The sequence below is a fragment of the Spiroplasma endosymbiont of Melieria omissa genome (assembly GCF_964031175.1).
In the GTDB taxonomy this organism is placed as follows: Bacteria; Bacillota_I; Bacilli_A; order Mycoplasmatales; family VBWQ01; genus Spiroplasma_E; species Spiroplasma_E ixodetis_A.
This window is the reverse complement of sequence record NZ_OZ035012.1, coordinates 806,494-832,512: the sequence shown is the minus strand read 5'-3', so window position 1 is coordinate 832,512 and position 26,019 is coordinate 806,494. Positions and strand designations below refer to the sequence as shown.

Below are 26,019 nucleotides of genomic sequence, written 5' to 3'. Positions count from 1 at the left end.
TTATTATTATGATAATATTCTACAAAAGAATATAAAGTTTTTTAATCCTCTTATTTTAATTTTAAAATAAATGGGTTTTTTATTTTTAGAAAGGAAGAAAAAATAATGGCAGCTGAAACTTATATTAGAAAATTAAAATTATCGCCAACATTTGCATTCACAACACAACAAATCCGTTCATTGACAAAAGAGCAAAGAGAAGCGATTGATAAAAAACAAATACCAGTATTTACAATGGAACAAATGAGAACATTCACACTTGAACAAATGGAACAACTTGCAATTGATCCAGGTCTTATTGATGAAATCATGAGATTATCAGAAGAAGAAGAACAAGTGGAACTGGCAAAAAAATTATCGTTAGAACCTGTTTAGAATCTTTTTAATAAAACTGAAATAAAGGAAAGAACAACCATTTGTAAACTAGTATTTAGTTTTCTTTCACAATTTTTTCATAATCTTCTGTATTTTTCTAATCAAGCAAAGCTTCGTTCTACAATTCATCTTTTTGGTAATACTACAAAAGTATGTAGTTCATTGCGTTTTATAATTTCAACATTTGCATTTATGATTGTTTTGATTTCAGAAGCAAATTTTTCACCAGTATAACCAGCATCTACTATTATTTTTTGAACTGCAGAAAGATTTTCTTTTTCATTTTCAATCATTATTATAGCGCTATTACGATCTGTTTTTTCTGCTGTGGTTATGTAAATTGCATGTGGTAAACCTTGAGAATCAACAATAATATGACGCTTTATTCCTTAAATCTTTTTACCAGCATCATAACCTTTATTTTCAGTAGTATCTGTATTTTTAACACTTTGCGAATCAATTATACAAAAACTAGTTTGTTCTTTGCGATTATTGTTGATACGAACTTTTTTAACCAATTTTTTTTAAAATTAATTGCCATACACTAGCTTCTTTACCGTTATTTTTACTTCAAATTTGAAAATAATAATATACAGTTTGTCATTTTGGAAAATTTTTTGGTAGCATTCTTCATTGACAACCACTTTTTAATACATATAAAATTGCACAAAATACTTCATATAAATCTAAACTTCTTGGTTTTGTTTTCTTTTTGCTATTTTCTAAAATTGATTTTATGTTCTCAAATTGTTCTTTGGTGACATGACTTGGATAATTTTTATGCATAATATAGCTAACTAAAGTAATGTTTACTCATATCTTGAAAAACAAAATCAATCGCTTTTTTAATATTTGGTCAATAATTTGGTAATATTTTTCTTATATTATGTTTTATAGCAAATCAAAAATGTTCAATTGGATTTAAATTAGGAGAATATGGCGGAAGAAATAATAGTTTGCATCCAGCATTTTCAATTAATTGTTGTGTTAATTTAGATTTATGAAACGTTGCATTATCTAAAACTATAATTTGTCCACGCTTTAATACTGGAATTAGTTTATTTTTAACATATGATTCAAAAATTTTACTATTGCAATGTCCTTCAAATGCTCATAAGGCTTTTAATTTACCTTTATTTAGTGAACCAATTATACTCATTCTCTTTATTTTATATGCGGGTTTATTATCAAATAATCTTTTACCTTTTTCAGATCAACCATATTTATAAAATTCATTATCATCAATTCCAGATTCATCAATATATACTAAATCTTCATTCATTATTTTAGCTATTTCTTTTAAAAAATCTTCTTGTTTATTTTTATCTCTTTGTTCATATAGAAAAGTTTTTTTTATATGTATAATTTAGTTTTTTAAAATAGTTATAAACTGTTTCTTTAGTCATATTTCCAAATTTATCAATTACTTTTTGAACTGTAACATCTTTATTTTCTGCTAAATAATTTTTTAATTCATCTAAATCCTTTATTTTGTGGCTATGTCCTTTTTGATAATTCAAAATTGGTTTTATATGCCCAGTTTCTTTTTTTCTTTTTCTTCATAAAAATAAAGTCTTTCTAGTGATATTGAACACTTTACAAATTTCTTTAATTTTCATATTTTTACTTTCATAAGCTTCTATTACTTTTCTTCGTAAGTCTTCACTGTATGGTTTTGGCATAATTTAATCTTCCTAATCTATTTTAATTATTGCTGAATTGTACTTTTAAATTCAAAAACTGTTTAAATTACATATTATTATTTTACATTATTTATGAGTAAATATTACTTTAGTTAGCTATATATACCTCTGATTTTAAAATATCCTGAATTGTAAAATTAAAAAGGACACTTATATAAAAATTAAATTGTGTTAATTCTATAATTAAGAAAAGAAAGGAATTAACACAATGTATAAGTATCTAACTATTGAATCAATAATAGCAATAAAAGAATATAAAGGTTATCGATTTTCGATTCGTAAAATAGCAAAAATGGTTGATTATAGTAAATCAACAGTACATAGAGTTTGCAGATTATTAAATAAAAACTTATTACCATTAGAAATATTAAATCAATTTAAAAAAAATAAACAAAATGCAGGTAGAAAATTAATAATTTTAAATTTAATAGAAATTAATACTATTAATAATTTGTTAATTACTAAAAATTATGCTCTTGATATAATTGCTAATTTTTTAAAGGAAAATAAAATAAAAAGTATTTCAACAAAAACCTTATATAACATGTTTAAAACAAATCGAATGGGTTTTGATGAAAATAAATTGTTGAGAAAAGGAAAAAATAAATCTCACAAACAAAAAGAAACTAGGGGCAGAATTAATAATTGTAAGTCTATTCATGAAAGAAATTTAATCATTCCTAATATTAAAAATATACAAGAATTTGGTCATTTAGAAGGTGATACTATCATTGGTAAAGATCATAAAAGTTCTATTATTACTTTGGCTGATATATGATCAAAAACCACAATTCCTTTAGCAACTAAAAATAATAAATCAGAAAATATTATGAAAAATATAATAAAATTTATTTCAAAATTACAAAAAGGAACAGTTAAAACCATTACTTTTGATCGTGGCAAAGAATTTAGTAAATGAAGATTAATCGAAAAAATTTGTAATGTCAAAATTTATTTTGCAGATCCTGGTAAACCTTGTCAAAGGGGTTTAAATGAAAATAATAATGGTATTTTAAGAAGATATTTACCAAAATCCATTGATTTATCTAATTTTAATCAAAAATCATTGAATCAAATAGCATTTCAAATTAATTCTACACCAAGAAAATCACTCTCTTATAAAAGACCAATAGATTTAATACAATTATTTTAAAAAAATGTCCCATTTATATTTACAATTCAGGTATATAATCATTTTACATTATTTTCGAAAAGATTCTAAACAGGTTCTAAGGTAAATAAACATTTGTATAATCAGATTTTAAATTTAAATAATGTTCTGCTATTAGACTCTGATGAATTTCTAAAGAAATTTTACCTTTTGTATTTCCACCTTGTAAAAATAAATTCACAAACTTAAAATCTCCACTATTTTCATCAAATAAAAAAAACTTATAACTAGTTAAAATTTCTATTTCTTTTTGAATTACTGTCATTTCTTTGTTTTTATGAATAACTTTATCATAAAGTTTATGCTGTTGAATACCATAATATTTACAAAAATCAGCAATTCAACATTCTAAATATTTATGTTTTTCTTGTTTATTTCAATCTAACTTATGCAAAGAATTTAAAATAGCAAAATTAAACAATCTTTGTGTCATAATTCCTGCACATTCACTAGTTATTGCACGAACAATCATATTTGATTTTTTAATAAATTTATTTTCTTTTTTTCTACTAAACTATTTGCCATAAACTAACCCCTTCAAATATTTTTATAATTAAAAATATTATAACATATTCATATCCGTTTTTATATATTCATTATAGATAACTTTGCACAATATAATATATAATAAATAGTAATAATAAATCAAAAATGATTATAAATAAAATTATTATTAACACATAAAATATAAAAATAAACTTTATTTGTTCAAATTTTATCATTTTTTAATTACCCGAAAAACGGATATGAATACTTATATGAAAATCGTTAAAATTTATTCACTTTATATATTTTTTATGTTAATTTATTATTAATAATTCACAAATTAATATATTTATTATACAATAATAAAGTTACTGATGTGGTCTTGGTCGATGGCACTAGTAACGATTATATTTAATTAAAGATTAAATTTATGTAGAACTTGAATTAACTAGAAAATCACCAGAACGCTTTAAAACAAAATTAATTAATATACGTCAATGACTTGTTGATGGTGGTAAAATTCACTGAATTACAAATTCACAAACATTTGCTAATTGAATTGAAAATCAAATCAACTCCATTGAAGCATATCCTAAACAACACAGTTATGAAGTTTTAAAAACAATTTAATTATATACATTTATATATTTAAAAATATATAAATGTATATATAAATATATAAAAAAAGACCTTAATAGGTCTTTTTTGAAAAAGTTAAGTTATATTTATTCAAATAGGAAAGAAATAACCTTCTTCTTTTACACTACCATAATAAATTATTATCTTTGCTTCCTTTTTTTCTAATTAAAATTTGTTCTTTATTTTTTTGATAATTTGTTAATTTTTTATTCATAATTTCTTCTTAATACTATTTACCTAAATACACTCCATATTTGCTGTTTTTAGTAATGTTTTAATTTTGAATACAAAACTATTAATCAAGCCTTAGTTATGAGACTTTTTTATGTAAGAACCTGTTTAGGATCTTTTTAATAGAATTTAACTAAAACAAGAAATAATCATTTATAAATAGGTACTTAACCAATAATTTATTTTCTTTTTCATTTTTTTGTTAAAAAGATTTTATCATTTGAAAACTTATCGACTAAAAATCTATTTTTTATTATAAAATAACCATTATAATATAAATTTTATTAAAAATTAATCAAAAAAGATCCTAAACAGGTTCTTAGAAAAAGAAAAACAATCTGACATAATAGTAAAAGAATTTAAAGAAACATCAATGCCCTCATCACAAACATTTAAAGTAGAGACAGAAGTAAAAAATTAGTTACTGAAGAGGAAATACTAAAACAAGGAGTAAGACCCAAAGGAAGTAAGATTGTTCAACCTCAAATTCAACATACAAATAATAATCATCAAGAAAAAGGAATAATTTCCGAACCAACCATTTCACCATCTCTTTATGAAAGTAGTTTAGATTTACAAGCAACCAATGAAGATGATGAATTTGGTTTTGTAGTTGTTGATGAACCTTATAAAACATTACAATCAGAAGAAGTATCTGAGAAAGAAAGAGAAGATATTGATAGAGCAATTGCATTGTCATTGCAAGACCAATTTAATGTAGAACAAGAGCAAGAAGAACTTGAAAAATCGAGGCTTTTATGTAATCTGTGTATCTTTGTTTTACAAAGTTACTAGTTCAGATTAATTCTATCTTCAAATTTTATCATAAAATGAGCAATTGCTGTATTTCAATTTTGAATGGGCATTGTTCATTTTTTTGTTATATTTTCAATTGCTAAGTAAAATATTTTGAAAACTGCCATATCATTAGGAAAAACTTTTTTATTTCTGATAACTTTTCGTAATTGACTATTAACAGATTCAATAGCATTTGTAGTATAAATCACTCTTTTAATTTCTGGTGGATAACTAATAAAAACCATTAAATTATCTCAATTTTTATATCAAGATTTAGTAATTTGCGGATATTGTTTATTTCATTTACTTTCAAATGATTCTAAAGCTTGCATTGCTTGTTCTTCACTACATGCACTATAAATTGGTTTTAAATCTGCAACTAAGGTTTTTCGATGTTTGTATGAAACATATTTTAAACTATTTCTAATTTGATGAACTATGCATAATTGATGTTCAGTTTTAGGATAAACTGCTTGTATTGCTTCTGACATGCCTGTTAAATTATCACTACAAGCAATCAAAATATCATTTAAGCCTCGATTTTTCATTTCTGTAAAATTAGCTAGTCAAAATTTAGAACCTTCATTTTCACTAATTCATAAACCTAAAACATCTTTTTTGCCTTCTAAATCCACTCCTAATGCTATATAAACTGATTTGTTAATAATGCGTTTATCTTGCCGTACTTTAACTACTATACAATCAAAATAAACAATAGAATAAATACTTTCTAATGGTCGATTTTGCCACGCCTTGACATCATCTATCACATCATCAGTAATTTGACTAATAACACTTTCACTAATATCTGCACCATGATATAACTCTTGCAACTGCATTCTAATATCTGATAAAGTCATTCCTTTGGCATATAGTGAAAGAACTTGTTGATCAAAGCCATCAAATCTTCTCTGTCTTTTTGCAACTATTACAGGAGTAAAATCACTATTACGATCTCTTGGTACATTAATTTCAATTTTACCTTGTTGAGTTATTAATTTTTTTGAACTTATACCATTACGAGCATTTTCACTATTACTATGTTGATTTTTTTCATACCCTAAATAATTTTGCATTTCAGAATTTAACATCTTTTCTACTAATCTTTTTGTTAATTCTTTATATAATCCTCCTTCTTTAAATACTGTTGTTAAATCTTCAGTATTTTCTAGTAATAAATCTACTGCTTTTGATATTGGATCATTATTATTAATACTTTGTTTTTTAGCCATCTGTAACTCACTCTTTCTAGTCATTTAATTATATTTACTAGAATTAATTAAACATAGTTATTTTTGTAAGTTACACAGATTACTAAACATTACCGAAAAATCAGCAAAAACACAATCAAATTTAATGCAAGTAATCAAAAAATCTGAAATAGAAGAAATTAAAGTTTTAGAACAACAAAAAATAAATAAATTTAAAAATTTATTTATTAAATTAGTAACTTTTGGAGAAATTAATAAAAATAAGAAAATTGAATTAGAAATTAGTAAAAAATGAAAAAAATATCAGAATCATGTAGTAAAAAGCCAAAAACAAATCCAACATTATTTTCAAAATCATCTGGAAAAGCTTTTAATAAACAACAAGTAAACAATGACTCAACAAACGTACCATTAACAAATTTAAATAAACCAAGAACATCACAAATGTAAAATATTATTTTTTTATCTTGGGGTGATCTTTTCTTTTTTAATTTGTTCAAAGATTCAAATTAGTTAAAATAAAATTATATTTTTTGTCATTATTATTTATACTTTTTTAATTATTTTTAAAAAATTACCTATTTTATTAAGAATATTGTTAATATTATATTAAATAATAACTATTAAAAATTTAAGGAGAAATTATGGAAAATAAAATTAATTTAGATAAATTAACTATTAATTCAATTCGTATGTTAGGAGTACAAGCAGTTAATGCTGCTAAAAGTGGCCATCCTGGTATTGTTTTAGGTGCTTCACCAATGACTTTTTCTTTATTCAAAAATCATTTATCTTTTAATCCAAAAAATCCAAAATGATTTAATCGTGATCGATTTGTTTTATCAGCAGGTCATGGTAGTGCTTTATTATATTCAATATTACATCATGCTGGTTATAAATATACAATCAATGATATAAAACAATTCCGTCAATTAAATAGTAATACACCTGGTCATCCCGAATATCATTTAGACTATGGAGTAGAGACGGCTACTGGACCATTAGGTCAGGGTATCGCTAATGCTGTTGGAATGGCGCTTACTGAGAGTTTTCTTAGTGCTAAATATAATCAAAAAGATCTTAATATTATTGATCATTATACATATGCAATTTGTGGTGATGGTGATTTACAAGAAGGTATTGCGCAAGAAGCACTTAGTTTTGCTGGACATTTTAAATTAAATAAACTAATTATTTTATATGATTCAAATGATGTTCAATTAGATTCATCTGTTAAATTAGTATATTCAGAAAATTTAAAAATGCGTCTTCAAGCATTAGAGTGAAATTATTTAAAAGTTGAAGATGGTGAAGATGATAAACTTATTTCTGAAGCTATTAAAAAAGCAAAACTTAGTGATAAACCAACTTTAATTGAAATTAAAACTATAATTGGTTATGGAGCTAGTAAACAAGGAACACCCAGTGTTCATGGGTCTCCTTTAATGGAAGATATTAAAACAGTTGCTAAAAATTTAAACTGAGAATATCCTGAATTTACTGTTCCAAAAGAAGTAAGTACTTACTTCACACAAACAGCACTTAATCATGGTTCTAAAATAGAATTAGTTTGAAATCAAAAAGTTGAAAAATATGCAAAATTATATCCAAAATTGTATAATGAAATTAAATCAGCATTGAAAAATGAAATTTTTAATGAAGATTATCAATTAAATAAAATTGATTGAACTTCAATTATTGGAGTAAATCCACAAGCAACAAGAGTAGACTCTGGTAATATTTTAAAACTTTTATCAGCTCATTGTCCAACATTAATTGGTGGTAGTGCTGATTTAGCTGGCTCAACTAAAGCATTAGTAACAGATAAAGACTTTTTACCTCTTGATCATTCAGGAAGACATATTCATTATGGAGTAAGAGAATTTGCAATGGGAGCTATTGTTAACGGTATGACGTTACATCAAGGCACAATTCCTTTTGGTTCTACTTTTCTTGTGTTTAGTGATTATCTAAAGCCTGCATTACGATTAGCAGCTTTAATGTCAATTCCATCTTTGTTTATTTTTAGTCATGATAGTATCGCAGTTGGCGAAGATGGTCCTACCCATGAACCAGTTGAACAACTAACAATGTTAAGAACTATTCCTAATTTTAATGTAATTCGCCCTGCTGATACAAAAGAAACAATTGGTGCATATTTAATGGCATTATCTAGCAAAACTAACCCTAGTGCTATTATTATTACTAGACAAAATTTACCACAACTTGCAAATAGTAATATTGAGGCAGTTCAAAAAGGTGCTTATATTATTAGTGAAGAGAATAGTAGTAAAGCTTTAGATTTAATTATTATTGCTACCGGTAGTGAAGTTTCATTAGCTATTGCTAGTCAAGAGCAACTATGAAATGATCAAAAACTTAATGTTCGTGTAGTTTCAATGCCTTCTACTTTTATTTTTGATAAACAAGATAAAACATATCAAAATAAAATTTTACCTAATGATATTATAAAAGTTGCTATTGAAATGGGTTCTAAAGATAGTTGATATAAATATGTTGCAGGTAATGGTTTTGTTATTGGCGTAAGTACTTTTGGTATTTCTGCTCCTGATAAGGTAGTACTAGAAAAATATGGCTTTACATCAAATCAAGTGTGTGATAAAATTAATAAGTTTTTAAACAGTAAGTAAGGAGAAATTAATAATGATGGTTTGATGAGCAGTATTAATCATTGGCATTGCTAGTGCGTTAATTGGTGGATTAGTTGGTTTTATTGTTACTAAGAAGATTTTCGAAAAACAATTACAGAAAAATCCTCCTATTAATGAAAATATGATTCGTGCAATGTATTTACAAATGGGGCGTAAACCTACTGAATCTCAAATTAAATCAGTAATGCAAGCAATGAAACGTCAACAAAGTACTACTAAAAAACGATAATTTTATTAAATATAAATTGTAAAATAGTTACCATAATGGTAACTATTTTTATTCATTATATTTGTGATAAATTTAATGTTTTATATATCCGCTTGTTGATGGCTTATTTTGTGGATAATTTTCTTCTTTTAATTCTTGTTTAATTTTTTTCTGTCATTTTTTTCTTTTTCTTGATTAGTATTTAATTTATTAATGTTACATTTAAATATTTTCTTTATTTTTTGTTCAATTTTTAAAATTTTTTTCTTATCGATTTTTAATCCAATTAATATTAAATTTTCTTTTATATTTTTTACTGAATTATTTGTATTTAAATGTATTAATATATTATCTTTAATATCATGAAATAATGAGTTATTTGAAAATTCTGGCCTGTATTTAATAATTTCTACTTTCGCCTTATTTGTAATATATTCTTCATATTCTTGATAAAATATGTTTTCTAATATATTTTTTATGTTTTTATCATAAAATAAACTATCATTAATAATGATTGTCAAAGCCGTATCACCATTTTGATTTATGAAATGAATATTTGCATTATTTATTAGTAAAGTATTAACTATTTGTGCTAGTCCATTTTTAGCAGCTAAATGCAAGGCTGTATCACCATTTTGGTTTGCGTGGTTGATATTAGCGCCATTTTCTATTAAAATTTTAATGGAATCTATAAGTTGATAATGGGAGATTGTCAAAAATCCGGAATAAATTACTTCATATTTCATCTTATTATGCTTAGACAAGAAATAATTTGGATTTTTATGAAATTGTATTTAAATAATATAATTTTTTTCAATTAATTGCAACTAAAATACTTATAATTAAGTTTGTTAAATGTTAAACTTATGAAGTAAAGTTAAGGAGAATTTAAAGATGAAAATTAAAACACTGAAAAAATTACAGTTATTAACTGTATTATTATTTATTTTTACTATTTTAATTATGATTATAGGTTTAACTATTATAGGTTCTTGTGATTATCATTCTCATATTTACAATTTATTAACAAAAAAATATATAAACCTAGAAAAAAATGGATTTGGAATATTAAGTAGAACCAGTATAATCCATATTTTAGGTTGTTCTCCCAAATCTGTATGTTCAATAACTAATTGTAATGGAAATTATTACAATTGAATTCAATTACAAATTGGAGTTATTTTTTGTGTAATTTTAGTACCAATTTTAGCAATAATAACTTTATCATTAACTTTTTTCATTATTGGTTTAAAAGTAAAGATAAACAATAATAATTTTTGAGATGCAATACAAAATTGTGAAATAATTAATAATTACTATGTTCATTAAAACTATGTTTCTAAATTTATCTTATTACATTTAAAAATAACCATTTTAATATAATGGAATGGCAATACTTTTTAGGACTATTTTTTGGTAGACATTTGTTTTTGATAATTAACTGGAGTTAAGTAGTTTAAAGTGCTGTGTATTCTTATGTTGTTGTATCAATTGATGTAATCAAATAATTCTAATTTTAATTGGATTAATGATCTAAAATTTTTATCATTAATAAATTCAGTTTTGAAAGTTTTAAAAGTTGCTTCAGCAACAGCATTGTCATAAGGACAACCTTTTTTGCTTAAAGAGCGAGTAATATTGAATGCTAGTAAAAGTTTATCAATAATTTTATTATTAAATTCATTACCACAATCACTATGAAATATTTGAATATCTTTTAAACAGCGATTTGATTGCATAAATGCTTGATGTACTAATAAGGCATCTTTTCTAGTACCTACACTATGTCCAATAATTTCGCGGTTAAATAGGTCAATTAATAAGCAAATATAGTTTCATTTACCATTAACTTGAACATAAGTTAAATCACTGACAATAACTTCATTTTTAAGCCTATTATTAAAGTTTTTATTCACAAGATTAGTGATTTTTTCATCATTTACTTTGTTATTATGATTTTTGAATGATAATTTAGTGTATTTTGATATTAAATTATGCTTATTCATAATTTCTTTAATTTTTCGTCTTGATAAATAAATTTCTTGGTTTTCTAATATTACTTTTAATCTTCTTGTTCCATAAACACATTTATTTTCTTTAAAAGCACTAATAATAGCTTCATCATAAATATTATTTTGAATTTTATTTTCTTTTTTCTTTAAATTAAAATAATATGTTGATTTAGAAATTTTTAAAAAATGACACATTGTGCGAATTTTATATTTAAACTTATTGTTTGTAATAATTTCTATTTTCTGCCTATTATTAGTGCTGCTTGCTTTAAAATATCATTTTCCATTCGTAATTGTTTTAATTCTTTTCTTAATTTAATTAATTCATTTTCTTCAACAGAACGATTATCTTTAGCTTTAAAACTACCTGAATTAGTAAATTGCTTAATTCAATTATAAGTAGCTGCTCTTGTAACATTATATTCTTTAGCAAGGTAAGATACTGATTTGCCGCTTTGATATAAAGCTACTATTTGTTTTTTAAATTCATCGGTATATGAATTAATATTGGCCATAATTATAGTTCCTTTCTTTCAACTAATTTGTTCACTTGTCTACGTAATTAGTGTCCAATAAAGTGTAACCCATCCAATAAATTAAAATATTATATGTTCTATTACCAAGCATTTCTTTTAAAACATGTCAAATATTTGTTTCTGTAAAACAACCAATATTTCATTTTGCACCTTGATTTTCAATACCTTGTTTATTATTTTTAAAATATTTTTTCTTTAATTTTTTATGATTATCTAATTCTTTATATAAATAATCAATTAATTGTTCATATTGACCATTAGTAATAAAATTTTTACAATGATTATATTCTTTTACATACTTTCCTTTATTTCCAGCCATTATACCAAGATATAATGTTCTAATTAAATGGAATTTATCTAAAACAAACTGTGCACCTAAATAATCAGCAACTTCTTTAATTCATCCTGCACTATCACCACAAATAATAATTTTTGCTTGTTCAATATTTTCATAAAATTTTTGACAATGTTTTTTAACAAATTCAGCAGTTTTTTTAACTCCAATTTTTGTTTTTGTTGGTCTAATAATTGCTTTTACTCTTTTATTTTGTACTTTGTGATTAATATTATCTGTATATGTTACTATTAAACGCATAGAGTGTTTTATACCTTTACGTTTAAAATTTCAAAATTTTCGATGACTATCATCAATTGCTACAAAAATAGGTTGATTTTTTTCTAATTTTACTTTTACTGGATTTGTTTCAACTATTTCAAAATTTTTAAAAACTCTATGAACACTACTAACACTAATACCTGCTTTTTTACAAATAGCACAAATATCACGATATCTTTTTCCATCAGCAAAATTTTCAATAATAGTGTCTTCAATATCTTCACCAATTCTTTTATATTTAGGTAATTCTAGTCATTCATCAACTAAACAAACACGAACTCATTTTTGTAATTTTTCATCAAAATATTCATAAATTCTTCTTTTATAAGTTACTAATCCATACATTATTTTTCTTGTTCGATATTGATAATCAACAATTTTATATTTCTTTTTATCTCTTGTATTTTTTATTCTTCAATCTCATTTTTCTCATTTCTTTGTTATATGTTCTAAAACTAATTTATCAATTTTTGCACTTTGTTCTCTAAAATTTCATTTATAATTAAAATTCACATTTACTTCTCCTAACTATTTTAAAAAAATCTAAATTTATTGTAAATATATTTAAAAAATTAATTTACTTAATTATTATATAAATATATAAGTGTTATTTTAAATAAAATAAAAAATATTTTAAAAAATGCTTTCATATTTAAAATATAATAAACAATTTCAATATAATTAATAAGACTTACTGCATAACGTTTTTAAGTTTTAATGATAAATTATAAAATCCTGCAATTAAATTAAATCTTAAAAATATTCGTTTTCTACCTTTTCTAAATTTATAACCAATAATTTTAAAACATTTTAAAAATGCAAAAACATGTTCAATTTTTCTGCGAGTTTTATTAATAATCTTATTAAAAATTTTAATTTTACTTGTTTTAGGATTATTTTTACTAGTTTTAATGGGTAAAAATGTATTACTATGAATTTTTTGTAAACCTTGATAACCTTTATCTGCAAGAATTACAGTTTCTGACAAAAATTCTAACTTTGAATTTTTAAAAGTTTTAAAATCATGATTTTTACCAGTATCAGGAAAAATATTTAAAATTTCATTAGTATGTGCATTAATTATGGTTTGAAACTTAACAGTATGCATTCATTTTTTGCCAGAAAATCAATCTTTTTGATTATATTTTGGTCGTTCTGTTTCTACTTCTGTTACATCAATTATCAAAATTTTATTTTTGAATTCTTCTTTTTAAAAAAATATTTTTATTTGTTAAATTATTAAACTTATTATTATTTATTAAAATGTCTTCAATTGAACGAATATTTCGTAAAGCAGTAGTATCAACCATATCATACTCAGCACCAATACTATGATATAGCTAACTAAAGTAATATTTACTCATAAATAATGTAAAATAATAATATGTAATTTAAACAGTTTTTGAATTTAAAAGTACAATTCAGCAATAATTAAAATAGATTAGGAAGATTAAATTATGCCAAAACCATACAGTGAAGACTTACGAAGAAAAGTAATAGAAGCTTATGAAAGTAAAAATATGAAAATTAAAGAAATTTGTAAAGTGTTCAATATCACTAGAAAGACTTTATTTTTATGAAGAAAAAGAAAAAAAGAAACTGGGCATATAAAACCAATTTTGAATTATCAAAAAGGACATAGCCACAAAATAAAGGATTTAGATGAATTAAAAAATTATTTAGCAGAAAATAAAGATGTTACAGTTCAAAAAGTAATTGATAAATTTGGAAATATGACTAAAGAAACAGTTTATAACTATTTTAAAAAACTAAATTATACATATAAAAAAAATTTTCTATATGAACAAAGAGATAAAAATAAACAAGAAGATTTTTTAAAAGAAATAGCTAAAATAATGAATGAAGATTTAGTATATATTGATGAATCTGGAATTGATGATAATGAATTTTATAAATATGGTTGATCTGAAAAAGGTAAAAGATTATTTGATAATAAACCCGCATATAAAATAAAGAGAATGAGTATAATTGGTTCACTAAATAAAGGTAAATTAAAAGCCTTATGAGCATTTGAAGGACATTGCAATAGTAAAATTTTTGAATCATATGTTAAAAATAAACTAATTCCAGTATTAAAGCGTGGACAAATTATAGTTTTAGATAATGCAACGTTTCATAAATCTAAATTAACACAACAATTAATTGAAAATGCTGGATGCAAACTATTATTTCTTCCGCCATATTCTCCTAATTTAAATCCAATTGAACATTTTTGATTTGCTATAAAACATAATATAAGAACCTGTTTAGGATCTTTTTTGATTAATTTTTAATAAAATTTATATTATAATGGTTATTTTATAATAAAAAATAGATTTTTAGTCGATAAGTTTTCAAATGATAAAATCTTTTTAACAAAAAAATGAAAAAGAAAATAAATTATTGGTTAAGTACCTATTTATAAATGATTATTTCTTGTTTTAGTTAAATTCTATTAAAAAGATCCTAAACAGGTTCTAAGAAAAATATTACCAAATTATTGACCAAATATTAAAAAAGCGATTGATTTTGTTTTTCAAGATATGAGTAAACATTACTTTAGTTAGCTATATGTACGATTTTCATATAAATATCTTAAAGTCATTACTAGTCTATCTTCTATTGACATTTTATATGGCCTTCCACCAGTGGTATTTTTTAGATTTTGATGATCTAATAAAATATTTAAAATTTCATTAAAAACTAGTTTATTAATACCAACTATTTTACGAAAATATTGATCCGGTTTATCTTTTAATTCAAAATATGTCATAAAATTTATCGTTAACTATTCAAATTTTATTTTAATAATAACAAAAAAATGAAAAGTTAACTAGTTATGCAGTAAGTCTATAGTATAGGTATCATAAAATAACGCCTTTAATTTAGGCGTTATTTTACGTTTAAAAGCATACTTGTAAAAATATCAAAAAATGGTTACAATTAAACAATAAAATGTTAAAAAATAAGGAGTAAGTTATGATGAATGAAGAAAAATCATTAAAAGTTGTAAATAATTTGAAATCTTTAAAAAAGATTTTACAAAATGAATGTTATTTGTCAAAGTAAAAATTGTAATAACAAATGAAGTAATATTGTATTATTAGATTTAAAATCAACAACATTTAGTCTTTTTCTTTGTGAAAATCATGCAATTAATTTAGAACATGAATTATTACCAAAATGATTAAAAACTTGTGAAGAGTTAAGAAAAAATAACAAAATAAAAAAGGAGAAATTTATTATGAAAACATGAATAAAAACAAATTTAAGTAAAATAACATTAGCATTAGCACTAACTGGTGCTACAACCGGAACAATAGGATTAATCATGTGGGGTGCTTACCCATAATATGGAATCCATTTTCTCTTATGAAAAACCAAATCATAGTATAATTTATGGTAAATATCCAATTTGAGTTGATAAAACAACAGCTCCAGAAATATTTTCATTATATTTTTCTTCTCATAAAATCCATGAACAAGATATAAAATGAGATGGTAAATATCCAAAAAATTATTTTGACTGATAAATTGATAATTAAATTTCTAAATTTATATAAGAAATATTTTCATTGTATTTATCAAATAAAGTAATATTATTTAAATTTATTTCTTGCTTATCTGTTATTAAAATTAAATCATAATTACCAGCACCGAATATACCACTAATTTCTACCCGATTTAAGTTATTAATCAGGTTTTCAATTTGTAATTCAAATTCATTATTATTATCTATTTTTAATATTTTTTTATAAAATTCCAATTTAGAAAATAGTTGAGATTTATTTGAACCATATAAATTAAAACAATTTTCAATTTTATTTTTATCAATAATTGCTTTTGTAAAATATTTTCCATATTCACCATTACCCAGTGTTCAATCAGCAGGAATTAATGATGGAATATTATTACTTTCTAGTTCATTAGTTATAGATAGTCAGTTAAATTGATTATCATCTAGTTTGAATACTTCATTCTGACTAATATGGATGGGTTACACTTTATTGGACACTAATTACGTAGACAAGTGAACAAATTAGTTGAAAGAAAGGAACTATAATTATGGCCAATATTAATTCATATACCGATGAATTTAAAAAACAAATAGTAGCTTTATATCAAAGCGGCAAATCAGTATCTTACCTTGCTAAAGAATATAATGTTACAAGAGCAGCTACTTATAATTGAATTAAGCAATTTACTAATTCAGGTAGTTTTAAAGCTAAAGATAATCGTTCTGTTGAAGAAAATGAATTAATTAAATTAAGAAAAGAATTAAAACAATTAAGAATGGAAAATGATATTTTAAAGCAAGCAGCACTAATAATAGGCAGAAAATAGAAATTATTACAAACAATAAGTTTAAATATAAAATTCGCACAATGTGTCATTTTTTAAAAATTTCTAAATCAACATATTATTTTAATTTAAAGAAAAAAGAAAATAAAATTCAAAATAATATTTATGATGAAGCTATTATTAGTGCTTTTAAAGAAAATAAATGTGTTTATGGAACAAGAAGATTAAAAGTAATATTAGAAAACCAAGAAATTTATTTATCAAGACGAAAAATTAAAGAAATTATGAATAAGCATAATTTAATATCAAAATACACTAAATTATCATTCAAAAATCATAATAACAAAGTAAATGATGAAAAAATCACTAATCTTGTGAATAGAAACTTTAATAATAGGCTTAAAAATGAAGTTATTGTCAGTGATTTAACTTATGTTCAAGTTAATGGTAAATGAAACTATATTTGCTTATTAATTGACCTATTTAACCGCGAAATTATTGGACATAGTGTAGGTACTAGAAAAGATGCCTTATTAGTACATCAAGCATTTATGCAATCAAATCGCTGTTTAAAAGATATTCAAATATTTCATAGTGATTGTGGTAATGAATTTAATAATAAAATTATTGATAAACTTTTACTAGCATTCAATATTACTCGCTCTTTAAGCAAAAAAGGTTGTCCTTATGACAATGCTGTTGCTGAAGCAACTTTTAAAACTTTCAAAACTGAATTTATTAATGATAAAAATTTTAGATCATTAATCCAATTAAAATTAGAATTATTTGATTACATCAATTGATACAACAACATAAGAATCCACAGCACTTTAAACTACTTAACTCCAGTTAATTATCAAAAACAAATGTCTACCAAAAAATAGTCCTAAAAAGTGTTGCTATTCCAAATATCATTATTTTTTAATTTAATATTATTTACATCTGTAAAATCAAAATATTTAGATTTTAATACTACTTTCACATCTTTAAATTCTCAAACTTCACCAATATTAGTATGTATTGGATTAGATTTTAGTTCAAAATAATATGGTAATAATATTTTATTATCATCATTCAAACCTTTATTAATTGACATATTTGAATAAATATTACTTGATAACATAATAATTATTTGTTTAAGTATTTTTACTTGTTCTAAATTAATATAATTAGGATAATCTAATTTTCATTGTTTAAATAAATTAGTAATTACATCTTCTGGTTTTTGTCCTTCGAATTTTAACCTTAATTCAGCAATTTTACTTTTTCAATTTCCATTTTCATATATTGCACCATCAAAATTTCTGTTATAACTATATGTATAAGTAAGCATATCTAATAATACTTTTTGTAAACTATCAATTGGTGGTCTATCTTTTATTTCTAGTTCAACATCATGAAATTTATTTGTTGTAGAAATAAATAAATTATAGTTACCGACTAAAAATCATGATTCTAATTTTTTATCTTTTAATTCTAATTCATCAGATAATGGTCATACTTTTGAATTTTTAGTAACATCATAACCAATTTTAGCATTAGTTACTCTTGCATTATTAATAATTTCTTTTCTTGTTTCAGTTCCTCCACCAATAGCAATTAAATCTAAAACTGATTTTTCTTGCCCAATAAATTGTTTTGCTAAATTTCAAGGTAATATTTGTTCACTAAATCATTGTTGTAATATTCTAACTTTTGGTTGAGTTTCAATAGGCATTGATAATAGTGGAAATGCTATCTTATCTTTGACAAATAACTTTGGGTATACTTCCTTCCATATTGTCAACTTCACCAAGTACCTTTATATTGCCAAAAATCATGCTTCTAGGGGCTTTAATTTTTAAACCAATAACTTTGGTATCTTTATCTAATGGTTTTTGTAATTTAATAATGATTGGATAACCATCTCTTGTTTTAAAATCTTTAATTTTAATAATAGTAATACTTTTTGTACTTCTTGATTTTGGATTTTGATAAGGTTGTGAATAGTTATTAATGATATATAAATTATCAATATTATTTTCAGTTAATGGTTCATTAATACTAACTGCATATAATTTAAATTGATTTAATAAATTTATTTCTTGAAATATTAAATTTTTAATATCAGTCATACTATATTCAATTGTATTATCATTAATATTGGTGCTAGCTCTTTGATTTAATTGCATAGTAAAGTCAGATGTTTCAACAGCAGTAGTTTTTAACACTTTATCAATATCAATAAAACCAATTTTAATAGTATTTGCTGAAAATCTTAAACTATTATTTTCATTATTTTTAAATAAACGTTCAATTTCATAAATATATATTGTTCTTTTTTTAAATTCATCATATGCTCTATTAATATCTGGGTCACTAGTAGCACCCATCATATTAGTAAAATCATAAGGAATATTATCAATTAAATAATCATTTTCTACTTCTGCTTGATTAAGTTTAGTTTGTTTCTGTGGAAACTTCGTTTGTGGTTTGTTGTTGTTTTCCATTGTTCTCTCCTATTAATTGGTTATTTTCTGGATTAAATAATTTTAATTTAACTGTTAAATTATTAATTTCTTGTTCATCATTAATATTAAATGTTTTACTATTTAATAAATCTTTATCTACACTTACTAATATTTGAATAAATTTAAGAATATCAATATTAAATTGTCATAATTTTTGTTCAATATAATTAATAGTTGAAATATTTACTGCTGTACTTTCGGGAACTGATTGTTGTGCAGATTTTTTTTGACTTGGTATATGAATGCCACAACGTTTAAATATTTCATTAACATTTCAATCATATATATCAGTTAAATTTTTACCTTTAAAATTACTATTTGTCATATTGATATTTTCGTTTTGTTCATTATTATCTCCACCACTTTTAAATATGTAGTTTTTAGTAACTAATGTTCTTACTGCTTCTTCTAATGTTGATTGAACATTCCCATAAGTTTGACTAAATATAAATTTAGGTGAGTTTAAAATAGTATCTAAAACAATTTGTTCATAAATAACATCTAATGCTTTAATTTTATCCATTACTTTTTCACAATCTGCTAGTTCATTTGCTTTATTTCGCATAATTGATATTGGTATATAATTAATATTTAGTGTTTGTTCTTGTAATAGATTAGGATTATTAATAAATGATTTAAAATCTAATGGAAATTGTTTTTTATTATCACTAATACTATAAATTGCACGATTAATAGTTACTTGTTCATTATTTAATGTATAAATTTCAAATAATCTTACCATTTGTGCATTTTGTTCATAACTATCATAAAAAATAGTGCATTGAATTAATTTACCAGTAATATCATAAACTCTTTGTTGTATATCAACGACTTGAAAATATAAATCATCATTAGCAATAAAAATTAAATAACCACTAATTCCTAATTTACTTAATTTAAAAATAGAATTTCAATTTTTTCTATAAAATTCTTGTTGAATTAAATATTGTTTAATAGTTTTATTATTTATTTCTAATGGAGCATTATATAAATTAGCATTATTTTCTGCTACAAAATCAGTAAAATATGTTTCATGATTAAAATCATTAAATCCAAAATAATTTAAAATTGAAGCATGTGTACTTTTATTTTTATTAGTTAAAAATTTTATTTTTTCATTTTGATTATCACTAATATTACTTTTATCTTTTCTAAAAAATCTACCTAACATAATATTCACCACCTTTCTAAAATATTTGATTAATTTTTAATACAATTTTTACAATAATAAATATAATTAAACCAGCAACTGCAGAAGATAATAAAACTCCTATTAAACCTAAAATAATTTTTATAATTTTAAAAAACATAGTATTATTCCTGTAATTCTTCTAATTTTCATACATTACCTTTTAAATTACCTTTTCCAGTATAAATAGTAATCCATTTTGCATGTTGAACTGATAAAATTACTATATTAGCACTATCATTAAAGGTTTGTATTTGTACACCAGCAATTTTTTATCAGTTATAATAAACTCTTGAATAGTATAAACTGGATTATATAGCTAACTAAAGTAATATTTACTCATAAATAATGTAAAATAATAATATGTAATTTAAACAGTTTTTGAATTTAAAAGTACAATTCAGCAATAATTAAAATAGATTAGGAAGATTAAATTATGCCAAAACCATACAGTGAAGACTTACGAAGAAAAGTAATAGAAGCTTATGAAAGTAAAAATATGAAAATTAAAGAAATTTGTAAAGTGTTCAATATCACTAGAAAGACTTTATTTTTATGAAGAAAAAGAAAAAAAGAAACTGGGCATATAAAACCAATTTTGAATTATCAAAAAGGACATAGCCACAAAATAAAGGATTTAGATGAATTAAAAAATTATTTAGCAGAAAATAAAGATGTTACAGTTCAAAAAGTAATTGATAAATTTGGAAATATGACTAAAGAAACAGTTTATAACTATTTTAAAAAACTAAATTATACATATAAAAAAAACTTTTCTATATGAACAAAGAGATAAAAATAAACAAGAAGATTTTTTAAAAGAAATAGCTAAAATAATGAATGAAGATTTAGTATATATTGATGAATCTGGAATTGATGATAATGAATTTTATAAATATGGTTGATCTGAAAAAGGTAAAAGATTATTTGATAATAAACCCGCATATAAAATAAAGAGAATGAGTATAATTGGTTCACTAAATAAAGGTAAATTAAAAGCCTTATGAGCATTTGAAGGACATTGCAATAGTAAAATTTTTGAATCATATGTTAAAAATAAACTAATTCCAGTATTAAAGCGTGGACAAATTATAGTTTTAGATAATGCAACGTTTCATAAATCTAAATTAACACAACAATTAATTGAAAATGCTGGATGCAAACTATTATTTCTTCCGCCATATTCTCCTAATTTAAATCCAATTGAACATTTTTGATTTGCTATAAAACATAATATAAGAAAAATATTACCAAATTATTGACCAAATATTAAAAAAGCGATTGATTTTGTTTTTCAAGATATGAGTAAACATTACTTTAGTTAGCTATATAACAATTCTATTATTACCAATACCAGCGGGATCAATACCAATAATTAAGTCATATTGCATTATTCAAAGTCACCATTTTGAATTTTTTCTTGTAATTTCATTATTAATTTAAGTTTTCAATTACTAATATTAATTTTAATTACATCACTAATATCATCTTTAAGTAATTCCATAAATTCATTTTCAAGATAATTAATTAAATTTTCCTTATATTGAGTAATTACTTCTTTTTTAAAATTTTCTCTTAATTTTTCTATATTATTTAAATGTTCCTTTGTTATTGCTTTACTAAGTTTTTTATTATATTCATTAATATTTTTTTGGTCTTTGCAAGAAAATGGTTTTTCTTTATCCATATTTATACCTCCTACTTAACCTAATATTTAAAATACAGTCATAACAAATTGCTTTACTATTTTTATCTCTTAAAAAATATTTTCTTGTTTTTATATCATTAGTATTAAAGAATAAATAATCTAATTTATGTTGTTTACATGTTCAACAAAAATACTTTTTCATTATGAGTTGAAATTTCCTTATAAGAAGTAACTATATATAGCTAACTAAAGTAATGTTTACTCATATCTTGAAAAACAAAATCAATCGCTTTTTTAATATTTGGTCAATAATTTGGTAATATTTTTCTTATATTATGTTTTATAGCAAATCAAAAATGTTCAATTGGATTTAAATTAGGAGAATATGGCGGAAGAAATAATAGTTTGCATCCAGCATTTTCAATTAATTGTTGTGTTAATTTAGATTTATGAAACGTTGCATTATCTAAAACTATAATTTGTCCACGCTTTAATACTGGAATTAGTTTATTTTTAACATATGATTCAAAAATTTTACTATTGCAATGTCCTTCAAATGCTCATAAGGCTTTTAATTTACCTTTATTTAGTGAACCAATTATACTCATTCTCTTTATTTTATATGCGGGTTTATTATCAAATAATCTTTTACCTTTTTCAGATCAACCATATTTATAAAATTCATTATCATCAATTCCAGATTCATCAATATATACTAAATCTTCATTCATTATTTTAGCTATTTCTTTTAAAAAATCTTCTTGTTTATTTTTATCTCTTTGTTCATATAGAAAAGTTTTTTTTATATGTATAATTTAGTTTTTTAAAATAGTTATAAACTGTTTCTTTAGTCATATTTCCAAATTTATCAATTACTTTTTGAACTGTAACATCTTTATTTTCTGCTAAATAATTTTTTTAATTCATCTAAATCCTTTATTTTGTGGCTATGTCCTTTTTGATAATTCAAAATTGGTTTTATATGCCCAGTTTCTTTTTTTCTTTTTCTTCATAAAAATAAAGTCTTTCTAGTGATATTGAACACTTTACAAATTTCTTTAATTTTCATATTTTTACTTTCATAAGCTTCTATTACTTTTCTTCGTAAGTCTTCACTGTATGGTTTTGGCATAATTTAATCTTCCTAATCTATTTTAATTATTGCTGAATTGTACTTTTAAATTCAAAAACTGTTTAAATTACATATTATTATTTTACATTATTTATGAGTAAATATTACTTTAGTTAGCTATAATTAATTGGTAAACCATCATGTTTATATGGATTATTTATTTTAAAACCTTTTCTGTTTTCTTCTCACGTAATGTTATATTTAAAACAAGGATTAGTAATTTTAGTTTTGTTATCTGTTATTTCACCCATAAATCAACTATTATGCTGTTCATAAAATGTTAGTGGTTCAAGTTTTATATCATTAAGATAATATTCTTTTGGAGCGGTTGGTTTATTAATAGTTATTTTTTGGTCTTTAATATATGGTTCTAATAATTTTATTAATTCATTACCACTTAATTCTCTTTTAATATTTTCTAAATTAAAAACTCAATATGTGTAACTGTTATCAACAATAAAAGAATTATTTTTAATCATTCATTTTGGAAGCGATAATTTATATTCAATATAATCAATAAGAATAGATTGTGGTTTATCTTTAACAATTTGTTCTTTTTTAAATTCTATTTGCATAATAATCCTTTCTTAATATGTTCTGTTGCTTCTAGCATAAAGAACATATAATTTGATTTTTAGATTATTAATAATACTACTATTCGTTTTATTCATTCCAGCAATTCTGGGCTCAAAAATAAATTGTGAAATTTTAAAAATAAATCGAGGCATTCGATTCAATATTTATTTAATTTATGTTTAATAAATTAATATTTTAATTGAACCGGCACCGCTCAATTTTTTTTACAAGTTTGAAATTTATTTTCTCACCCAAAAATTTTTTCAAAAAAAATAAAAAATAAAACCAACACTTGCTCACTGGGGAGTGGCAAGGTTGGTTAAATAAAGAATAGAATTAATACAATAGGTCCCTACAACAGGTCTATATATACTAGTTTCCAATTCGCTCCCACCCCAAGAATTACCATTAAATGGTTAGTATATTTTATTAGGTATCACTCCACTTTTTATTTATCCATGCAAGTCCACATGTTTTAGCTACTATTTTTAACAACTGTATTGTAGTTCACTTTTTTAGTTCCCTAACACGTGTTGATAATAGCGTTAAAGACGGTTATTAAAAATTTTAAAATTTTACAATTACAAAAAAAGACAAGATTATTTCTTGTCTTTTTCCTTTAATAATTTGATTTGTTTAAAATACGTAGGTTATAAGGGTTAAAGAGAATTTAATTTGTCTATCATCATTTTGAAATGGTAATATTGGAAATAAGTTACTAATATGATAATTAATTATTTCGTAAATTTGACAACCGTCCCTTTTAAAGATGTAGCTATTACTTCTAAAAACATAAAATATTTCTCCCCATCTTATTTTTTTGGTAAATAAGTTTTCAATAAACTAACTTTATCTAATTTCTCTCAAGGTAAAGGTAATTGTAAATCATTTCTACCAAAATGACCATAAGTTGATAATTGTTGATAATTTTGTTTAAATAACTCTAATTTATCAATCATAGCACTAGCAGAACAATCAAAGACTTGATAAATTATTTCTGTTAATTTTGCCTCTGTTAAACCGGAAATAATAGTTTGATGAGTATTAACAAATATTGCAATTGGTTCAGGAGTTCCAATTGCATAAGCTAATTGTACTTCGCAAATCTTTGCTAAGTTAGCAGCAACAATATTTTTAGCAATATACCTAGCATAATAAGCACCCGTTCTATCAACTTTAGTGGGATCTTTTCCTGAAAAAGCTCCCCCACCATGACAAGCAGCTCCACCATAAGTATCAACCATTAATTTTCTTCCTGTTAAACCAGTATCACCAGCAGGTCCACCAATTACAAATTTACCGGTTGGATTAATTAAATATTTAAAATCAAGATTTAAATGATATTTATTAGCAATATATTGCATAATTTCTGTATGAATAAATGTTTTAAATTGTTTTTCATCATAATTTGCTTGATGTTGAATGCTCATTAAAATAGTATGTATTTTTAAATTTTTAGGGTCTTCTTGATCAATAGTAACTTGCGCTTTCATATCAAGAAGTGCATACTTAAATTTTTTTTCCTTTCGTAATTTTGTAGCTCGTTTAATTAATTCATGTGCTAAAACAATTGCTAATGGCATATATTCTGATGTTTGCTGACATGCATAACCAAACATTATTCCTTGATCACCAGCACCAATTTGATGATTTTTTAATTCAACACCTTGTAAAATATCAGGTGATTGTTCATGAATTAACACTTTAATTTCACAAGTAAAACCATTGAATCCAATTTCATCATTTATATAACCAATTTCAGTAATAACTTTTCGCGCAATTGCTTGATAATCAACTTGAGCGTGACTATGAACTTCACCACCAATTAAAACAAAATTTGTAGTAATAAAAACCTCACATGCTACTTTGGCATGTGGATCTTGTTTTAAAAAAGCATCCAAAATTGCATCAGCAATTTGATCGCAAATCTTATCAGGATGACCAGGAGCAACAGACTCACTAGTAAAAAGAGGATGGGTAATATTAGGTATTAATTTCATATTT

Annotated in this window: 30 protein-coding genes and 1 pseudogene; 12 read left to right on the top strand and 19 right to left on the bottom strand. The window is 23.2% G+C overall.

Annotation, left to right across the window (positions count from 1 at the left end; all coding sequences use genetic code 4):
• Nucleotides 1-105 precede the first annotated feature (105 nt).
• Nucleotides 106-375 (top strand): hypothetical protein, encoded by a 270-nt coding sequence (locus ACQH26_RS05495; protein ID WP_425381881.1) that lies wholly within the window; start codon nucleotides 106-108, stop codon nucleotides 373-375.
• On the opposite strand, the pseudogene ACQH26_RS05490 reads toward ACQH26_RS05495, so the two are convergent.
• The 3 genes and pseudogenes from ACQH26_RS05490 to ACQH26_RS05480 all read right to left on the bottom strand — a co-directional run bounded on the left by ACQH26_RS05490 (nucleotide 372) and on the right by ACQH26_RS05480 (nucleotide 2,057).
• A pseudogene (locus ACQH26_RS05490) lies at nucleotides 372-1,161 on the bottom strand (IS5 family transposase). The gene ACQH26_RS05495 and the pseudogene ACQH26_RS05490 overlap by 4 nt on opposite strands.
• Before the next feature lie 7 nt (nucleotides 1,162-1,168).
• Nucleotides 1,169-1,657, bottom strand: a complete 489-nt coding sequence (locus ACQH26_RS05485; protein ID WP_425381862.1) for an IS630 family transposase — start codon at nucleotides 1,655-1,657, stop codon at nucleotides 1,169-1,171.
• 40 nt (nucleotides 1,658-1,697) lie between these two features.
• Complete coding sequence (locus ACQH26_RS05480; RefSeq protein WP_425381863.1) at nucleotides 1,698-2,057, bottom strand: helix-turn-helix domain-containing protein; 360 nt, start codon at nucleotides 2,055-2,057, stop codon at nucleotides 1,698-1,700.
• A gap of 229 nt (nucleotides 2,058-2,286) precedes the next feature.
• On the opposite strand from ACQH26_RS05480, the gene ACQH26_RS05475 reads away from it, so the two are divergent.
• Nucleotides 2,287-3,231, top strand: a complete 945-nt coding sequence (locus ACQH26_RS05475) for an IS30 family transposase (RefSeq protein ID WP_425381880.1) — start codon at nucleotides 2,287-2,289, stop codon at nucleotides 3,229-3,231.
• Nucleotides 3,232-3,307: 76 nt separating this feature from the next.
• Here the strand turns inward: ACQH26_RS05475 and ACQH26_RS05470 are convergent, their stop codons facing one another.
• Both ACQH26_RS05470 and ACQH26_RS05465 read right to left on the bottom strand, forming a co-directional pair.
• Nucleotides 3,308-3,721 carry a hypothetical protein gene (locus tag ACQH26_RS05470; protein WP_425381879.1) on the bottom strand — a complete coding sequence of 138 codons (414 nt, stop codon included), beginning with the start codon at nucleotides 3,719-3,721 and terminating at the stop codon, nucleotides 3,308-3,310.
• A 1,675-nt stretch (nucleotides 3,722-5,396) separates the two neighbouring features.
• Complete coding sequence (locus ACQH26_RS05465; RefSeq protein WP_425383069.1) at nucleotides 5,397-6,635, bottom strand: IS256 family transposase; 1,239 nt, start codon at nucleotides 6,633-6,635, stop codon at nucleotides 5,397-5,399.
• A gap of 270 nt (nucleotides 6,636-6,905) precedes the next feature.
• Here ACQH26_RS05465 and ACQH26_RS05460 point away from each other — a divergent pair, with 270 nt between their 5' ends.
• The 3 genes from ACQH26_RS05460 (at nucleotide 6,906) to ACQH26_RS05450 (ending at nucleotide 9,515) form a co-directional block, all read left to right on the top strand.
• Complete coding sequence (locus ACQH26_RS05460) at nucleotides 6,906-7,064, top strand: hypothetical protein (protein WP_425381878.1); 159 nt, start codon at nucleotides 6,906-6,908, stop codon at nucleotides 7,062-7,064.
• A gap of 194 nt (nucleotides 7,065-7,258) precedes the next feature.
• On the top strand, nucleotides 7,259-9,265 hold the full coding sequence (tkt, locus tag ACQH26_RS05455; protein ID WP_425381877.1) for a transketolase: 2,007 nt from the start codon (nucleotides 7,259-7,261) through the stop codon (nucleotides 9,263-9,265).
• A 16-nt stretch (nucleotides 9,266-9,281) separates the two neighbouring features.
• Complete coding sequence (locus tag ACQH26_RS05450; protein WP_425383090.1) at nucleotides 9,282-9,515, top strand: YneF family protein; 234 nt, start codon at nucleotides 9,282-9,284, stop codon at nucleotides 9,513-9,515.
• A gap of 128 nt (nucleotides 9,516-9,643) precedes the next feature.
• On the opposite strand, the gene ACQH26_RS05445 is transcribed toward ACQH26_RS05450, so the two are convergent.
• Complete coding sequence (locus ACQH26_RS05445; protein ID WP_425381876.1) at nucleotides 9,644-10,240, bottom strand: ankyrin repeat domain-containing protein; 597 nt, start codon at nucleotides 10,238-10,240, stop codon at nucleotides 9,644-9,646.
• 148 nt (nucleotides 10,241-10,388) lie between these two features.
• Here ACQH26_RS05445 and ACQH26_RS05440 point away from each other — a divergent pair, with 148 nt between their 5' ends.
• On the top strand, nucleotides 10,389-10,823 hold the full coding sequence (locus ACQH26_RS05440; protein ID WP_425381875.1) for a hypothetical protein: 435 nt from the start codon (nucleotides 10,389-10,391) through the stop codon (nucleotides 10,821-10,823).
• 77 nt (nucleotides 10,824-10,900) lie between these two features.
• Here the strand turns inward: ACQH26_RS05440 and ACQH26_RS05435 are convergent.
• From ACQH26_RS05435 to ACQH26_RS05425, 3 genes are all read right to left on the bottom strand, one after another.
• Nucleotides 10,901-12,021 (bottom strand): IS3 family transposase gene (locus ACQH26_RS05435; RefSeq protein WP_425381874.1). Its coding sequence is split into 2 segments (ribosomal slippage): nucleotides 10,901-11,751 and nucleotides 11,751-12,021, totalling 1,122 coding nucleotides; the frame shifts between segments, so codons are not numbered across the junction.
• 22 nt (nucleotides 12,022-12,043) lie between these two features.
• Nucleotides 12,044-13,171, bottom strand: coding sequence for an Mbov_0401 family ICE element transposase-like protein (locus ACQH26_RS05430; RefSeq protein ID WP_425381873.1), 1,128 nt, complete (start codon nucleotides 13,169-13,171; stop codon nucleotides 12,044-12,046).
• 178 nt (nucleotides 13,172-13,349) lie between these two features.
• Nucleotides 13,350-13,844: a transposase family protein gene (locus ACQH26_RS05425; RefSeq protein ID WP_425381872.1), complete on the bottom strand. Its 495-nt coding sequence runs from the start codon at nucleotides 13,842-13,844 to the stop codon at nucleotides 13,350-13,352.
• Between the two features lie 271 nt (nucleotides 13,845-14,115).
• Between ACQH26_RS05425 and ACQH26_RS05420 the strand changes: the two genes are divergently transcribed.
• Nucleotides 14,116-14,952: an IS630 family transposase gene (locus tag ACQH26_RS05420; RefSeq protein ID WP_425381871.1), complete on the top strand. Its 837-nt coding sequence runs from the start codon at nucleotides 14,116-14,118 to the stop codon at nucleotides 14,950-14,952.
• A gap of 269 nt (nucleotides 14,953-15,221) precedes the next feature.
• On the opposite strand, the gene ACQH26_RS05415 is transcribed toward ACQH26_RS05420, so the two are convergent.
• Nucleotides 15,222-15,431, bottom strand: a complete 210-nt coding sequence (locus ACQH26_RS05415; RefSeq protein ID WP_425381870.1) for a hypothetical protein — start codon at nucleotides 15,429-15,431, stop codon at nucleotides 15,222-15,224.
• 273 nt (nucleotides 15,432-15,704) lie between these two features.
• Here ACQH26_RS05415 and ACQH26_RS05410 point away from each other — a divergent pair, with 273 nt between their 5' ends.
• Entirely contained in the window at nucleotides 15,705-16,010 is a 306-nt protein-coding gene (locus ACQH26_RS05410) for a hypothetical protein (protein WP_425381869.1), read from the top strand.
• A gap of 1 nt (nucleotide 16,011) precedes the next feature.
• A complete protein-coding gene (locus ACQH26_RS05405; RefSeq protein WP_338987463.1) occupies nucleotides 16,012-16,191 on the top strand; it encodes a hypothetical protein in 180 nt (59 codons plus the stop codon).
• 8 nt (nucleotides 16,192-16,199) lie between these two features.
• On the opposite strand, the gene ACQH26_RS05400 is transcribed toward ACQH26_RS05405, so the two are convergent.
• A complete protein-coding gene (locus ACQH26_RS05400) occupies nucleotides 16,200-16,424 on the bottom strand; it encodes a hypothetical protein (protein ID WP_425381868.1) in 225 nt (74 codons plus the stop codon).
• Between the two features lie 299 nt (nucleotides 16,425-16,723).
• Here ACQH26_RS05400 and ACQH26_RS05395 point away from each other — a divergent pair.
• Nucleotides 16,724-17,844 (top strand): IS3 family transposase gene (locus ACQH26_RS05395; RefSeq protein ID WP_425381867.1). Its coding sequence is split into 2 segments (ribosomal slippage): nucleotides 16,724-16,994 and nucleotides 16,994-17,844, totalling 1,122 coding nucleotides; the frame shifts between segments, so codons are not numbered across the junction.
• Between the two features lie 2 nt (nucleotides 17,845-17,846).
• Here the strand turns inward: ACQH26_RS05395 and ACQH26_RS05390 are convergent.
• The 3 genes from ACQH26_RS05390 to ACQH26_RS05380 are packed head-to-tail and all read right to left on the bottom strand — an operon-like array spanning nucleotide 17,847 to nucleotide 20,641.
• Nucleotides 17,847-18,677 (bottom strand): hypothetical protein, encoded by an 831-nt coding sequence (locus ACQH26_RS05390; RefSeq protein ID WP_425381866.1) that lies wholly within the window; start codon nucleotides 18,675-18,677, stop codon nucleotides 17,847-17,849.
• Nucleotides 18,678-18,699: 22 nt separating this feature from the next.
• Nucleotides 18,700-19,449, bottom strand: coding sequence for a hypothetical protein (locus ACQH26_RS05385; protein ID WP_425381865.1), 750 nt, complete (start codon nucleotides 19,447-19,449; stop codon nucleotides 18,700-18,702).
• A complete protein-coding gene (locus ACQH26_RS05380; protein ID WP_425381864.1) occupies nucleotides 19,400-20,641 on the bottom strand; it encodes a hypothetical protein in 1,242 nt (413 codons plus the stop codon). The genes ACQH26_RS05385 and ACQH26_RS05380 overlap by 50 nt, the downstream gene beginning before the upstream one ends.
• Nucleotides 20,642-21,095: 454 nt before the next feature.
• Here ACQH26_RS05380 and ACQH26_RS05375 point away from each other — a divergent pair, with 454 nt between their 5' ends.
• Nucleotides 21,096-21,455, top strand: coding sequence for a helix-turn-helix domain-containing protein (locus tag ACQH26_RS05375; RefSeq protein ID WP_425381863.1), 360 nt, complete (start codon nucleotides 21,096-21,098; stop codon nucleotides 21,453-21,455).
• A 40-nt stretch (nucleotides 21,456-21,495) separates the two neighbouring features.
• Nucleotides 21,496-21,984, top strand: a complete 489-nt coding sequence (locus tag ACQH26_RS05370; RefSeq protein WP_425381862.1) for an IS630 family transposase — start codon at nucleotides 21,496-21,498, stop codon at nucleotides 21,982-21,984.
• 65 nt (nucleotides 21,985-22,049) lie between these two features.
• On the opposite strand, the gene ACQH26_RS05365 is transcribed toward ACQH26_RS05370, so the two are convergent.
• From ACQH26_RS05365 to metK, 5 genes are all read right to left on the bottom strand, one after another.
• Nucleotides 22,050-22,346 carry a hypothetical protein gene (locus ACQH26_RS05365; RefSeq protein ID WP_425382741.1) on the bottom strand — a complete coding sequence of 99 codons (297 nt, stop codon included), beginning with the start codon at nucleotides 22,344-22,346 and terminating at the stop codon, nucleotides 22,050-22,052.
• Nucleotides 22,347-22,549: 203 nt separating this feature from the next.
• Nucleotides 22,550-23,038 (bottom strand): IS630 family transposase, encoded by a 489-nt coding sequence (locus ACQH26_RS05360; protein WP_425381862.1) that lies wholly within the window; start codon nucleotides 23,036-23,038, stop codon nucleotides 22,550-22,552.
• 164 nt (nucleotides 23,039-23,202) lie between these two features.
• Complete coding sequence (locus tag ACQH26_RS05355; RefSeq protein ID WP_425382715.1) at nucleotides 23,203-23,439, bottom strand: IS630 transposase-related protein; 237 nt, start codon at nucleotides 23,437-23,439, stop codon at nucleotides 23,203-23,205.
• A gap of 113 nt (nucleotides 23,440-23,552) precedes the next feature.
• On the bottom strand, nucleotides 23,553-24,014 hold the full coding sequence (locus ACQH26_RS05350; RefSeq protein ID WP_425383047.1) for a hypothetical protein: 462 nt from the start codon (nucleotides 24,012-24,014) through the stop codon (nucleotides 23,553-23,555).
• A gap of 813 nt (nucleotides 24,015-24,827) precedes the next feature.
• Entirely contained in the window at nucleotides 24,828-26,009 is a 1,182-nt protein-coding gene (metK, locus tag ACQH26_RS05345) for a methionine adenosyltransferase (RefSeq protein WP_425383089.1), read from the bottom strand.
• Between the last annotated feature and the right edge of the window lie 10 nt (nucleotides 26,010-26,019).